The organism is Alteromonas sp. McT4-15 (assembly GCF_020515205.1).
Taxonomy (GTDB): domain Bacteria; phylum Pseudomonadota; class Gammaproteobacteria; order Enterobacterales; family Alteromonadaceae; genus Alteromonas.
The window spans coordinates 102386-114171 of record NZ_JAJALG010000011.1; the positions used below are offsets into that span (position 1 = coordinate 102386).

The window sequence follows — 11786 nt, forward strand, 5'->3', positions numbered from 1 at the left end:
TTATTCTCCACTTTCGCTCTCGGCTTTGGCCGCTTGCGTGTAAACCAATAGCCCTTCTGAAAGTTTGAATGCGCCCTCTGTTGCAATAAATTCATTACCGGAAAGGCCGCTTAATATGATCTGACTGTCTTTTATTCTCTGACCAAGTTGCACTTTAATAGGGTGAGCACGCCAATCATTGTTGCTATCACGCTTTAACGCATAAACATAGTTGCCTGTGTGGTCGCGATAAATGGATGTGGTAGGCACAATGACATGCTTACTCGGCGCGCCGCTCACTGTAACGCTAACCATTTGATTGGGGCTTAGCGTATTTTTGCTATTATCCAGAAGTGCTCGGTACACAATTTGTCGAGATGTACTGTTAACGGTCGGGGTTCTCGCAATAATTCTGGCAGTCAATGCGGTAGTTGATTGGCCTATGGTCGATACGGTTATCATATCGCCAATGCTTGGCTGCAGCGCGGTTTGGGGCAAAGCAAAATCTATCCATATCTTATCGCTAGTGCCTACAATCTCGGTTATTTGCGTGTTAGCATCAAGCATCTGGCCAACCTGATAGTCTTCAAGCCCTACCATCCCGTCAAAAGGAGCTACAAGGGTTTTCTTTTGAATAACAGAGGAAAGATTTTCCACTTCCGCTTCCGCGATAGACTTATCGGCTTGTGCCATATCAACGTCATTTTGACTTGTGCGCTTTTGTGCAAGTAGTGTGTCCTGTCGTTTAAACTGCGCTTCTGCTAACGCTAACCTTGCTTTCGCTGCCTTTAAGTTAGCGCGTTCAATCTGACTATCTTGACGCAGTAGTATTTGCCCTTGTGTTACCTTATCGCCTGGCGCAAAACCAACGTAAGTAATGGGGCCTGCATACTCTGTGGTTATTAGAAGTGATTTAGGCGCCTTTGCTTCACCGATGACCTCGTAGCTATTTTCAATGTCCATAATTTGGGCAAAGGCGCTTTGTACACTTCCCGATGGTTCGGGGAACGATTCTCCAAAAGCAATGGCGGCCTGAATTTGTTGAAACTTCACAAACCCCAAAGAGGCAATAACAACAAAGATAAGCGCGATACTGATAAGCCAACGTTTAATGTTCATAATAATGGTCTCAATTAGCGAAAATCTAATTCTGTAAGCAGATTCACGACGCGAGTCACAGCGTCTTGCGTGAGCGGGTGACGCCACGGGTAACTATTTATAAGGCGTATCATGCTGCGAATAAGTGGGTCTGAAGGAGAAAGGGGAGCCATAATTGATGCTGTGCCCTCGACAAGCTGTCGCGACTGTTGAACGCGTAATACTTGCTCGTAACCAACATTCATTGCTCACCCACTAACGGTTATTTCTTCTATAAACTCTTCAACATTAACCGCGTCTTCAAATTCATCAGCCGTAATGCCCTCTGACAAACGCGCTTTAAATGTCTGCTCGCATCGCGCTCCTGCATCTATCATTTTTTGAGTCCATTGCGCTGAAGCTTTTTGGATGACCGCATCGTTGGTAGCAAAAGACTCGAGTTCATTGGCAAATGGGAAGCACTGCATTTTTTCTGGAGAGAGCAAGCAAATAGCAATGACTTTCTCAGGAGTAGTAAGCGCGAGATCAAAAACGCGTTTAAAGACGGAAGAAATATGAGAAAAAGATTGGTGGGCAAGCGCCATGACAATATCTTCTTTACACTGAAAGTGTTTGTAGACAGAACCCATGGACAATTCAGCTTTTGCGGCAACTTTTGCCATTGTAAAGCTGGTAACAGAGGACGTCAGAATACATTCTATAGCAGCGTTTACTATTTTTACTTGTTGTTCTTCAACGCTAAATTTGGGTGCTGGTGCCATGACTAAATCGCTTTTTAAACTAAATAATGGTAAGCATAGTCTTGTGCCTTATGCTTTGAGATGCACTTGAACTTTATTCGAATGCCATTCGAATAAAGTTCAAGTATGGTCCAAAAGGGGGTTTTGTCACCTAATTTATGGCGCTAAATGTATCGGTTTAGGTTTGCTTAACGGCTAGATTCAATACCAGCGGGCCATTGACCTTTAAGATCGAGCAGCACTTTGTCGACCATTGATTGGATTTTGTCAGTATCTTCTTGCATCAGTGCAAATGCACGTAGGCCGACAAATTGATTTTGTAACCAGTCTGCAGCGAGCTTAACTGGCGTATGTGCAGGCAGTTCCTCTTTATCTATCGCTGAGGCCACTACGTTCTCGAAACAGACCTTTGCATTCTCCATGCCCTCCAGTACGGCCTTTTTGGCAATCTCACCAATTAAGTCGAGTTCTGCGATAGATTTCACTAAAAGACATTGGCGCATATAGCGCTGCTCATTTGGATGAACAAGTGAATCTTCAAAAAAATAGCGAAGCGCTTGAAGCGGCGAAGATGATTCAGCGACAGCATTAAGCTTTTGCTGGCTTACTTGCGCGTACTTATCGACGACCAATTTGAAAAGGCCTTCTTTGCTTTGAAAACGCGCGTATATGCTGCCTGGTCTCATGTCCAAAGCTTGCTGAATATCACGCATTCCGGCTGCTTGGAAACCTCGTTTCCAAAAAAGAGCAGTAGCCTTTTCGATAATATCGTCTTGGTCATATTTCATTGGCGCATACCTTATTCACGAAAGTTTTGAACATGTGTTCAATTATCGCTTGAACGATTGTTCAAGTAAACCTATTATTGTCATCAGTACAGTATAGAAGAGTGGCGGTACATACCGGCATCTCGATTTTTTGTTCACATCAATAGGAGAGTGACATGAGCGATTTTACGTTACATACAAAAGAAACAGCACCTGAAGCAGCAAAGCCGCTACTTGATAATTCGCAGAAAGCGTTTGGCATGATTCCTAATTTGCATGCGGTAATGGCAGAGGCCCCAACGTTGCTAGAAGGCTATCAAGTACTTCATAAGCTTGCACAAGAAACGTCGTTTAACGCAGAAGAACTAACGGTTGTTTGGCAGGTGGTAAATGTAGAGCATGCTTGTCATTATTGTGTGCCTGCCCATACTGGCATTGCAAAAAGCATGAAGGTGCGCGATGACCTTATTGAAGAGCTTCGCAATGACGAAACCTTGTCTGATACAAAGCTTAATACACTAAAAGAAACTGTTCTTGCTGTAACGCGGGGGAGAGGACATATAGCACAAGCTCAATTGAGCGCATTTTATGATGCGGGCTATTCTCATCAACAGTTGCTCGAAATTATCCTTATTCTTGCACAGAAGGTTATGAGTAATTACACGAATCACTTGGCCGATACGCCAGTGGATGAACCATTTAAAAAGTTTGATTGGTCACCGAAGTAAGAAGTTTACAAAGTGAAAACGGAAGCTTAGCTTCCGTTTTTAGTAATTAGCTATTTACCCACAGTTTCTTCGATTTGTTTTTGTACCCAGCTTCTCGCCTGTGTTACATCTTCAAAAAATGCCAAGTTGTCACCGGCGTCTTGGTATATACTGCCTAGGTGATTTTTGGCAAAGTTTGGAGAGTCACATTCTCCAACAACCAATGCCGTGGCCACTCGACCGTTTTCGATATCTTGTTTGACTAATTCTACTAGACGATTTTTTGCATCTGGAACATGAATAGGCTCACCGTAAATTACGATTACCACCCCCCAAGGTCCCCCCGACAAATCTTGCAGAATAGTTTGTGCAGCCTGCTCAGAGCGTTTCACTGCTTCTAAATTCCAAGGCCCGCGGCCTTCTATCGTCATAATTCTTCCGTCACGGGTTACAGCGACTTCACCGTGAGGTATAAACTGCGTCACACGATAGCTCCTTAGCTTATTGTGTCACCCAAGTTAGCTGTGAGCGTAATTCATTGACTGTATCTACAGTAACAATGTCCTCATAACCTTTTTCTTGAAGCTGTTGCACTAGGTCTTCACAACTTGTGCATGTTGTGTGCTTTGCAATAGCGATTGCTTCAATGAAACAAGAAAGGTGAGAGGAAGATTCGGTATTAATCATAAAGCGCTTCTTTTACTACTTAGTGGGTTTTCACTTTGTCGAATCAAAAAGACAATCTCATTACATGAGTGTTACTTTTTTATGAATAGCGAAAACACAATACAAAATCAATACTTGAAATGTATATACACTGCATATATGTTTTATATACCGAATGAATGGTGGATAGCGCGTGGAGTGGTCAGTGCCTGATAAAAACAACAAAAAGAAGAAAAAGAATAGCCAGATGATTATTCGCATCAATGATCAAGAACGCGCTGAGTTTATTTCGTTATGCGAAGATCTCGATACGTCAGCTGCGCGTGAAGTACGCCGCTTTATTCGCGAGTTCATTGCCAAACACAATGAAAAAAACACGCTGTAAGTCAGCAAAAAACTGAAGATAAGGATAGAACAATGGCTAAAGTTAAAAAGCTTAAGAAAGAGATAAAAGTAACAAAAGCGAAAATTTCAAAGCAAGAAGGGAAGCTTAAGAAATTGAAAAAGAAACTAAAAAAAGCGAAATAGGCAGTCGATTTTTTTCGGCTACACCTTTATTGCCGAAACGACTTGAGCTAATTAGTTTTGAAGAGCGCGATAGGCGCTCTTTTTATTATCGACCTGTCATTTAAGTAATAGCGCGAGGCGATTGTGCCACGTGTGTTGTGTAAGCACGGTTTCTTGTCCTTTTTTTAACGCCTCTACATAAGCGCTATCTGTTGCCTTGGGTAAGGTGTGTTCGAAGCCAAAAACGCCCTTGTTTGCAAATATAGACTCAGCAAATTGTGCGTGATACGACAGTACACCCGTGCCAGAGGCTAGTGCATAAAGCACTCTTTCATGTAAACCGCTTTCAAAACCTGGGGATTGATGCACAACAAAATCAGATTGTGCTATTAAGGGCAGGAGTTCAGAAAACGACACACTATCTTTGTATTGATGAAAGCTACATACCTCACTGTAGCGTGTAACATCTCTCCCAATTACCGTTAGTCTTCTATTGTGAGTTGCACAGTCAATAAGGCAAGCTTCTCGCTGTTTGGCGCGCAGGTATTTATCTACCGTTGCCGAAATCCGCAAAATCATTTCATTTAGCTGCGTTCGAGCTGGGCGCTGTGCTGATGGCATAACACCAATAAATTGAAGAAAGTCAGTGACGGTATGGCTGGCTTCAATGACCTGCCCAAGTTTACCCCATACAGGTGCCAATTCCTTTCTAAACGCCTGTTTATCAATAAAGGACACTGGGAAGAGAAGGGGGATAGCACAAGCATCAGAAGCAGGCTGACTGGATGGAACTGAAAAATTCAACGGTACTGCATGAGGGAAGTAATATGCCTCGACACCACATGCGCGTAGAAAAGCTTCGTGCTCTTGCGCCACGCACAGCACCTTTACCGGTTGACCAAAAAATCTCAATATTAAATGAATTGGGTTGTCGACACAGAATACGTAGAGGGGCTTTTCTTTTGCGTAGTCCAATGTGTTGTAGTTTTCAGAAACTTCCCCTAGGCCAACACCATTAAAGCTGAAGATCATGTCATAGTCATTTAAAGGTAATATGTGAACTAGACCGTCTTTAATTGTCGACTCGCTTTGCACATTGAGAAAATCAACATCATAGCCAAGTATCGTTAAATCGTGGGCGATACCGTCTAAAAAGTAAGAAACGACCTGATATTGATTTTGTCCTGTTAGCACAAGTGCTTTCATAATTGGTTGACGCCGCCACTTTTCCAAGTTGAATGATTTTAGTGATGTAGTGTTTATTTTAAGCCGATCTCAAAATGCATGAAGATGCTGAAAAATAGACAATAAGTCCTGCATTTATACAATATTACCGTGAGGTGTGTGTCAGTGTAAGCAGAAGTTAAGAATTTATTACAACTTTAGTCTTGTATGTGTAATTTGACTTATGATTTACTCACGCTAGTGCTAGTGACTCCTCACTTCTAACAATAATAAGTCTGTTCAGACGCGCCTAGCATTTAGCAGTACTCCAACGACAGAAAAAAGAAATCAACTTTGACCTCTTTGTAGTGGTTACTTTAACAAGTAGCAAAAAGGCAAAGTTGATCATGTGCAAGCGTGATAACACACTGCGCTTTGAATAAAATTGACAACATTCAGGAACATCACAATGCAACAGGCAAAATTTAACGCTTCGGTTTTCAAGTTTTCCTTAATTGCTGGTGCAATGGCAGGCATGCCGTTTTCTTCTAGTGCGTTCGCACAGGAGCAAACCTCCATTGATGAACAAGACGTCGAACAAATACAAATTGTCGGTTCACGTCGCGTAGGCCGTACGGTTAACGACTCACCAGTTCCAATTGATATCATCGATTCGTCTTCTATTGAGGCAACAGGTCTCACAGAGACCAACATGATCCTCAATACATTACTGCCAAGTTTTAACTTTCCTCAACCCTCAATTACTGATGGTACCGACCACGTGCGTCCTGCTCAGCTTCGAGGCTTGGCGCCTGATCACACACTCGTGTTGGTGAATGGAAAACGACGCCATACTTCTGCATTGCTAAATCTAAATGGTTCAGTGGGGCGTGGCTCGTCTGCGGTTGATTTAAACGCCATTCCAGCTAACGCGATTAAGCGCATTGAAGTATTGCGTGATGGTGCTGCCGCACAATACGGTTCAGACGCCATTGCAGGTGTTATTAATATCGTATTAAAGGACGCCAGCGAAGGCGGTGACGTATCTGCGACCTACGGCGCGAATGTTACGTCTATGGATGGGGTTGCGAATTTAGAGAGTGTCAGTGTTGATGCAGAGGGGAATTTAGCATTTAACACCGGTTCAGACCGTGACCTCACTGATGGCCAAACGTTTACGCTGCGTGGCAATATGGGGTTTGAATGGGGTGATGACGGCTTTGTTAATATTTCGGCGGAGTACCGTGACCGAGGTCAATCAAACCGCGCAGACTTTGACCCTAGGGAAAATTACGCCCGCGATGAAAACGGCGCGCTGGATGAACGAGAGCTTACAGTAAATCGCTATAACCATGTGTACGGCAATGGTGAAGTAGAAGACTATGCGCTATTTGTTAATGCAGGTAAAGCCGTGTCTAGCAATGCTGAATTCTATGCCACAGCGGGGGTGAGTACTCGCGATTCCATCGGTGGGGGTTTTTATCGTCGTGCCCAAGATAGCCGAAATGTGCTCGATATCTATCCAAACGGTTTCTTGCCATCCATTCAAACTGATATTACAGACATGTCAGTACTTGCCGGTATTAAGGGCTATGGCAATGTATGGAACTATGATTTGTCGCTTACTCATGGCGGCAATGAGCTTGAATACAGTGTGGTCAACAGCTTAAATACCTCATTAGGCCCAAGTAGCCAAACCCGTTTCGACGCAGGGGCTTTAGAATATACCACTACCATTGTTAATGCTGATGCATCTCGCTTGCTTGATACCGGATATTTCTACAGCGAGATGAACTTTGCAATGGGGGCTGAATATCGCAGAGAAAGTTACGACATTACTGCAGGTGAAGAAAACTCTTACATTCGTGGAAGTTTCGGGCCCGGTGGAGCGGTAACAGACCCTGTTTCAGGGCCTTTTGGTGCCGCTGGTTCTCAGGTATTTCCAGGGTTCACACCTGCGTCTGCGGGTGACAATAGTCGTCATAATTACAGTTTTTATGTAGACCTAGAAGCCGATGTTGTTGAAAATTGGAATGTCGCAGTGGCTGGGCGCTACGAAGATTATTCTGACTTTGGCAGTACGTTTAATTGGAAAATGTCTCACCGTGTAACGTTAACCGATGCATTTGCGCTGCGCGCATCTGTCTCGACAGGGTTTAGAGCACCATCACTGCAGCAGCAATACTTCACTTCAATTGCTACGGTATTTGTTGATGGCGTACCCACTGAAACCGGTACATTTGCACCGTCAAGCGATGTCGCACAAGCGTTAGGTAGCCCAGGCTTGGATGCGGAAGAGTCGGATAACTTCAGTGCCGGTTTTACTTACTCTCCGACACCAGACTTTAACTTAACGGTTGATTTTTATCGTATTGATATTGACGATAGAATTGTACTGTCTAATAACCTTTCAGGTGATGCTATTGAAGCATTGTTGGCGGGCACTGGCGCTAATCGCGCGCGTTTCTTCCTAAATGCGATTAATTCACGTACCGAAGGTGTTGATATTGTGTCGACCTATACGTTTAATACATCAAATCTAGGTGCGTTTAATTTTAACGCAGGTATTAACTTCAATGATAATGAAGTAACTGACATTCTTGATGCACCAGAAGTATTGCAAGGTGCAGGTTTCGACCAAAGCAATTTGTTCAATGATGTTGAGCTTCGTCGCTTTGAAACAGCGTCACCGGAGAGTAAGGTAAACCTTGGGGTAACATGGTCATATGACCGTTATAACGCTACCTTGCGCACCACGCGCTATGGTGAGGTTGAAGATCCTAGCTCAATTGAAGCGCGCAACGAGATTATTCCATCAGAATGGATCACTGATCTTGATGTTCGCGTTGCAATCACCGATGGTTTGAGCGTTTCAGTAGGGGCGAATAACCTATTTGATGTATATCCAGAAGCGACAAGAAATCTCGTTGACGATGTGACTACATTCTCAAACATCTTCCCGTATTCAGGTTTTTCACCTTACGGGTTCACAGGTCGTTTTGTTTACACAAAAGTGAACTACGCTTTCTAAACAACACGCGCAGTACGCTAAAGGCCGATACCTTGTATCGGCCTTTTTTCATTGCAGCTTTTACTGGATAAGATTAATTAAGCAGCGGTGTGTCGCTAAAAGTGCAACATCATCGTCAGGGATAAAAGCGTCGTAGTCTTGCTGACAACGAGCTTGTGATTCTTTTCGCATCTTACTTCTACGTATCGCTGTCAGAAAGTACCGAAAGAGGGGACCATGAGCTCGGTAAGACGAGTTCGTGAAAATGCGACGGTTCTTGCGTTCATTGATCACCTTGAATTTAAATGAATTAGCGTACATATAAGTTCAGTATAGTATTACAGTAAGCACGACAGGCGATATGTTTGCAAGTAACGTAAACTTGCGACGTCGCTTCCTATTTTATGCTGCATTTATCAATAAGGACTTTTCTTGGCTAATTTTCACTTTTATGAACCGCAGCTTGGACATGGCTTAGCCCATGATCCATTTAACGCCATTATTGCGCCGCGTCCCATTGGCTGGATTTCAACTCAGTCAAAAGCAGGCGTGCTCAATCTGGCACCATACAGTTTTTTTAATGCCCTTAATTATACGCCCCCTATTATTGGTTTTTCTTGCGTAGGTGGAAAAAAAGACTCTTTAGTCAATGTGCAAGAGACAGGTGAGTTTTGCTGGAACTTAGTGTCAAAGTCGCTGGCACAGGCAATGAACCAAACAAGCAAGCCCTTACCACCAGAGGAAAGTGAATTTGCAATTTCTGGGCTAAAAACAGTTAACAGCAAGGTCGTATCCGTACCCCGCGTAAAAGAGAGCCTTGTGAGTATGGAATGTAAGTTAACTGACATTGTTCAGCTAAAAGATGCACAAGGAGAAGCCGTAAATAGCTGGTTTATTATGGGCGAAGTAGTGGGCGTGCATATCGATAAATCGCTGATTGAAAACGGCGTGTATAAGACACTAAAAGGCGAACCTGTTATGCGCGGAGGTGGTGCTGGTGACTACTATACCATCAGTGAAGCAGACTACTTTGAAATGCTTAGACCACAATAATGGCGTGACAGTAGCCAAAGACAGTTAATTCTCGGCAGTACCTGTGAGGTCTTCTTGTAAGGCCTCAATCTGCTCTAGCACTGATAGAAAACGTTCGCCAAAAGGCGTAACTTCATATTCCACTCTAGGCGGTAATTCGTGATAGACCTGTTTTTTAAGAATGCCAAAATCCAGATTGCGTTTTAGACACTGATTGAGCACTTTTGTACTTAACCCTTCAACCGAGCGTACCATTTCCCCAGGCCGATTGACGCCATTAGCCAACAATTGATACACCGTAAGCGACCATTTGCAGCCGTAAATGGTTTCGACCATGCGCGCGCTATCTTGTGGCGGCAACTTTCTTTCAATTTGTTTTTCTTTAGTATTCATAAAGATGTACCAAAAAGTACCTACCGTACCAAATTATACTTACTATTCATTGGCTTATCTGAAGCGTAAGGTTACCACGAATTTTCAAATTGAAGGACAGTTATTATGACGTTTTCATTCAGTGGTAAAGCTTTAATTGTAGGTGGTTCAAGTGGTATCGGTTTAGCAACGGCTGTTAGCTTAGTTAGCAGCGGCGTGAGTGTGACCATAGTGGGAAAAAATACTGACAAACTGCAGCGTGCAATAGCAACGCTTAAAGACGCAGTTCAAGATAATCGAGTGGTTGTAGATTCATTGAGCGCTGATTTATATAAAGATAGCGATGTGGAAGCGTTAATTGCACACGTAAAAGCGCAAGCCGCACCGTATCAGTATTTGGTTAATGCAGCTGGTTATTTTAATCCTACCGCCTTTACGCAACATACGCCAAGTGACTATGATCAATACCATCAGCTTAATAAAAGCGTGTTTTTCATTACGCAAGCGGTAGCTATTGCTATGCAAAATGCGGGTGGCGGCAATATCGTTAATGTAGGCTCTATGTGGGCAAAGCAAGCTGTTAAGGCTACGCCTTCGTCCGCGTACTCAATGGCAAAAGCAGGTTTACATGCGATGACGCAACACCTTGCTATGGAGCTCGCTGAGCACAATATTCGAGTTAACGCTGTTTCGCCAGCTGTGGTAAAAACACCCATTTACAATGCCTTTATTCCAGAAAATGAGACGGATGAAGTACTTGCTTCTTTTGACGCTTTTCATCCAATTGGGCGTATTGGTACACCAGAAGATGTCGCCAGCAGTATTGCTTTTCTATTGTCTGACCAAGCAAGTTGGACGACTGGTGCCATCATCGATGTTGATGGCGGCGTGATGGCTGGTAGAAACTAAGCGAAGTAATATAAACAAGAAGGTAGCTTATGCTAAACATGAATTTTGACATACGACTCGCTATCGAAACACAAAGTGAGCCATGGCAGGCGTCGCCGTCAAGTACGGTTTGGCGTAAGCCTCTTGAGCGCGAAGCGAGAGAGTCAGGCCATACAACCAGCGTAGTAAAGTACGAAGCAGGTGCCAGTTTCAAACAACACAGCCACCCGTTAGGGGAAGAGATCTTTGTGCTTGAAGGCGTGTTTTCTGACGAACATGGCGACTATCCCGCAGGAACATATATTCGCAACCCTCCTGGGAGCAAGCACAGCCCTTTTAGTAAAGAAGGATGCGTAATATTGGTGAAGCTTAATCAGTTTGATAAGCGCGACCTCGAAGAGGTGAGAATCAATACCAAGACGACACCATGGCTTCAAGGGCAGGGCGGTTTGCAGGTGATGCCTTTGCATCAGTTTGAGCATGAAAGCGTAGCGTTGGTAAAGTGGCCTGCGAATGAAGTGTTCAAACCTCACCGACATTTTGGTGGCGAAGAAATCTTTGTGCTATCTGGCACGTTTAAAGATGAACATGGTAGCTATCCTCAAGGTACGTGGCTTCGCAGCCCTCATATGAGTCAACACCACCCCTTCGTTGAGGAAGAAACAGTGATTTGGGTTAAGACTGGACACTTGCCAGTCGCGTTGTGAACTTCCGCCTTGTCTAGACGATAAGTCCTGAAACAAAAAAAGGAGGCCTTCGCCTAATGCCAGTCAGTTAAGCTGACTGGCATTTTTCTTTTTGGCGGGGTACTTACTTGGTTTGGGTTTAACACATCGTGGATATAACCTATCCTCTC

14 protein-coding genes are annotated in these 11786 nt (G+C 43.7%); 6 read left to right on the top strand and 8 right to left on the bottom strand.

Annotated elements, in window-relative coordinates; all coding sequences use genetic code 11:
* From LHL20_RS10495 to LHL20_RS10510, 4 genes are all read right to left on the bottom strand, one after another.
* On the bottom strand, positions 1 to 1098 hold the full coding sequence (locus LHL20_RS10495) for an efflux RND transporter periplasmic adaptor subunit (RefSeq protein WP_226433274.1): 1098 nt from the start codon (positions 1096 to 1098) through the stop codon (positions 1 to 3).
* A gap of 14 nt (positions 1099 to 1112) precedes the next feature.
* Positions 1113 to 1322 carry a hypothetical protein gene (locus LHL20_RS10500; RefSeq protein ID WP_226433275.1) on the bottom strand — a complete coding sequence of 70 codons (210 nt, stop codon included), beginning with the start codon at positions 1320 to 1322 and terminating at the stop codon, positions 1113 to 1115.
* A gap of 3 nt (positions 1323 to 1325) precedes the next feature.
* Positions 1326 to 1838 (bottom strand): TetR/AcrR family transcriptional regulator, encoded by a 513-nt coding sequence (locus LHL20_RS10505; RefSeq protein WP_226433276.1) that lies wholly within the window; start codon positions 1836 to 1838, stop codon positions 1326 to 1328.
* A gap of 167 nt (positions 1839 to 2005) precedes the next feature.
* Positions 2006 to 2605, bottom strand: coding sequence for a TetR/AcrR family transcriptional regulator (locus LHL20_RS10510; RefSeq protein ID WP_226433277.1), 600 nt, complete (start codon positions 2603 to 2605; stop codon positions 2006 to 2008).
* A gap of 155 nt (positions 2606 to 2760) precedes the next feature.
* Between LHL20_RS10510 and LHL20_RS10515 the strand changes: the two genes are divergently transcribed.
* Positions 2761 to 3312 carry a carboxymuconolactone decarboxylase family protein gene (locus tag LHL20_RS10515; RefSeq protein ID WP_226433278.1) on the top strand — a complete coding sequence of 184 codons (552 nt, stop codon included), beginning with the start codon at positions 2761 to 2763 and terminating at the stop codon, positions 3310 to 3312.
* A 50-nt stretch (positions 3313 to 3362) separates the two neighbouring features.
* Here LHL20_RS10515 and LHL20_RS10520 read toward each other — a convergent pair whose 3' ends face one another.
* Both LHL20_RS10520 and LHL20_RS10525 read right to left on the bottom strand, forming a co-directional pair.
* On the bottom strand, positions 3363 to 3776 hold the full coding sequence (locus LHL20_RS10520; protein ID WP_226433279.1) for a hypothetical protein: 414 nt from the start codon (positions 3774 to 3776) through the stop codon (positions 3363 to 3365).
* 16 nt (positions 3777 to 3792) lie between these two features.
* On the bottom strand, positions 3793 to 3978 hold the full coding sequence (locus tag LHL20_RS10525; protein WP_226433280.1) for a hypothetical protein: 186 nt from the start codon (positions 3976 to 3978) through the stop codon (positions 3793 to 3795).
* Between the two features lie 184 nt (positions 3979 to 4162).
* Between LHL20_RS10525 and LHL20_RS10530 the strand changes: the two genes are divergently transcribed.
* Positions 4163 to 4342 (top strand): hypothetical protein, encoded by a 180-nt coding sequence (locus LHL20_RS10530; RefSeq protein ID WP_226433281.1) that lies wholly within the window; start codon positions 4163 to 4165, stop codon positions 4340 to 4342.
* Positions 4343 to 4581: 239 nt separating this feature from the next.
* Here the strand turns inward: LHL20_RS10530 and LHL20_RS10535 are convergent, their stop codons facing one another.
* Complete coding sequence (locus LHL20_RS10535; RefSeq protein ID WP_226433282.1) at positions 4582 to 5670, bottom strand: hypothetical protein; 1089 nt, start codon at positions 5668 to 5670, stop codon at positions 4582 to 4584.
* 427 nt (positions 5671 to 6097) lie between these two features.
* Between LHL20_RS10535 and LHL20_RS10540 the strand changes: the two genes are divergently transcribed.
* Both LHL20_RS10540 and LHL20_RS10545 read left to right on the top strand, forming a co-directional pair.
* Positions 6098 to 8659, top strand: a complete 2562-nt coding sequence (locus tag LHL20_RS10540; RefSeq protein ID WP_226433283.1) for a TonB-dependent receptor plug domain-containing protein — start codon at positions 6098 to 6100, stop codon at positions 8657 to 8659.
* 411 nt (positions 8660 to 9070) lie between these two features.
* Positions 9071 to 9691, top strand: coding sequence for a flavin reductase family protein (locus LHL20_RS10545; protein WP_226433284.1), 621 nt, complete (start codon positions 9071 to 9073; stop codon positions 9689 to 9691).
* 24 nt (positions 9692 to 9715) lie between these two features.
* On the opposite strand, the gene LHL20_RS10550 is transcribed toward LHL20_RS10545, so the two are convergent.
* The gene (locus LHL20_RS10550) at positions 9716 to 10063 is read right to left on the bottom strand and encodes a winged helix-turn-helix transcriptional regulator (protein WP_159628119.1); all 348 of its coding nucleotides are present in this window, start codon (positions 10061 to 10063) and stop codon (positions 9716 to 9718) included.
* A 105-nt stretch (positions 10064 to 10168) separates the two neighbouring features.
* Here LHL20_RS10550 and LHL20_RS10555 point away from each other — a divergent pair, with 105 nt between their 5' ends.
* The gene (locus LHL20_RS10555) at positions 10169 to 10951 is read left to right on the top strand and encodes an SDR family NAD(P)-dependent oxidoreductase (protein WP_226433285.1); all 783 of its coding nucleotides are present in this window, start codon (positions 10169 to 10171) and stop codon (positions 10949 to 10951) included.
* A gap of 29 nt (positions 10952 to 10980) precedes the next feature.
* Positions 10981 to 11637 (top strand): cupin domain-containing protein, encoded by a 657-nt coding sequence (locus tag LHL20_RS10560; RefSeq protein WP_226433286.1) that lies wholly within the window; start codon positions 10981 to 10983, stop codon positions 11635 to 11637.
* Positions 11638 to 11786: the final 149 nt, after the last annotated feature.

Excerpts from the sequence above, each read along its gene's own strand:
- LHL20_RS10555 (WP_226433285.1), top strand. The coding sequence starts at position 10,169 with ATGACGTTTTCATTCAGTGGTAAAGCTTTAATTGTAGGTGGTTCAAGT.
- LHL20_RS10525 (WP_226433280.1), bottom strand. The coding sequence starts at position 3,978 with ATGATTAATACCGAATCTTCCTCTCACCTTTCTTGTTTCATTGAAGCA.
- LHL20_RS10535 (WP_226433282.1), bottom strand. The coding sequence starts at position 5,670 with ATGAAAGCACTTGTGCTAACAGGACAAAATCAATATCAGGTCGTTTCT.
- LHL20_RS10505 (WP_226433276.1), bottom strand. The coding sequence starts at position 1,838 with ATGGCACCAGCACCCAAATTTAGCGTTGAAGAACAACAAGTAAAAATA.
- LHL20_RS10510 (WP_226433277.1), bottom strand. The coding sequence starts at position 2,605 with ATGAAATATGACCAAGACGATATTATCGAAAAGGCTACTGCTCTTTTT.
- LHL20_RS10500 (WP_226433275.1), bottom strand. The coding sequence starts at position 1,322 with ATGAATGTTGGTTACGAGCAAGTATTACGCGTTCAACAGTCGCGACAG.
- LHL20_RS10540 (WP_226433283.1), top strand. The coding sequence starts at position 6,098 with ATGCAACAGGCAAAATTTAACGCTTCGGTTTTCAAGTTTTCCTTAATT.
- LHL20_RS10495 (WP_226433274.1), bottom strand. The coding sequence starts at position 1,098 with ATGAACATTAAACGTTGGCTTATCAGTATCGCGCTTATCTTTGTTGTT.
- LHL20_RS10550 (WP_159628119.1), bottom strand. The coding sequence starts at position 10,063 with ATGAATACTAAAGAAAAACAAATTGAAAGAAAGTTGCCGCCACAAGAT.
- LHL20_RS10515 (WP_226433278.1), top strand. The coding sequence starts at position 2,761 with ATGAGCGATTTTACGTTACATACAAAAGAAACAGCACCTGAAGCAGCA.
- LHL20_RS10560 (WP_226433286.1), top strand. The coding sequence starts at position 10,981 with ATGCTAAACATGAATTTTGACATACGACTCGCTATCGAAACACAAAGT.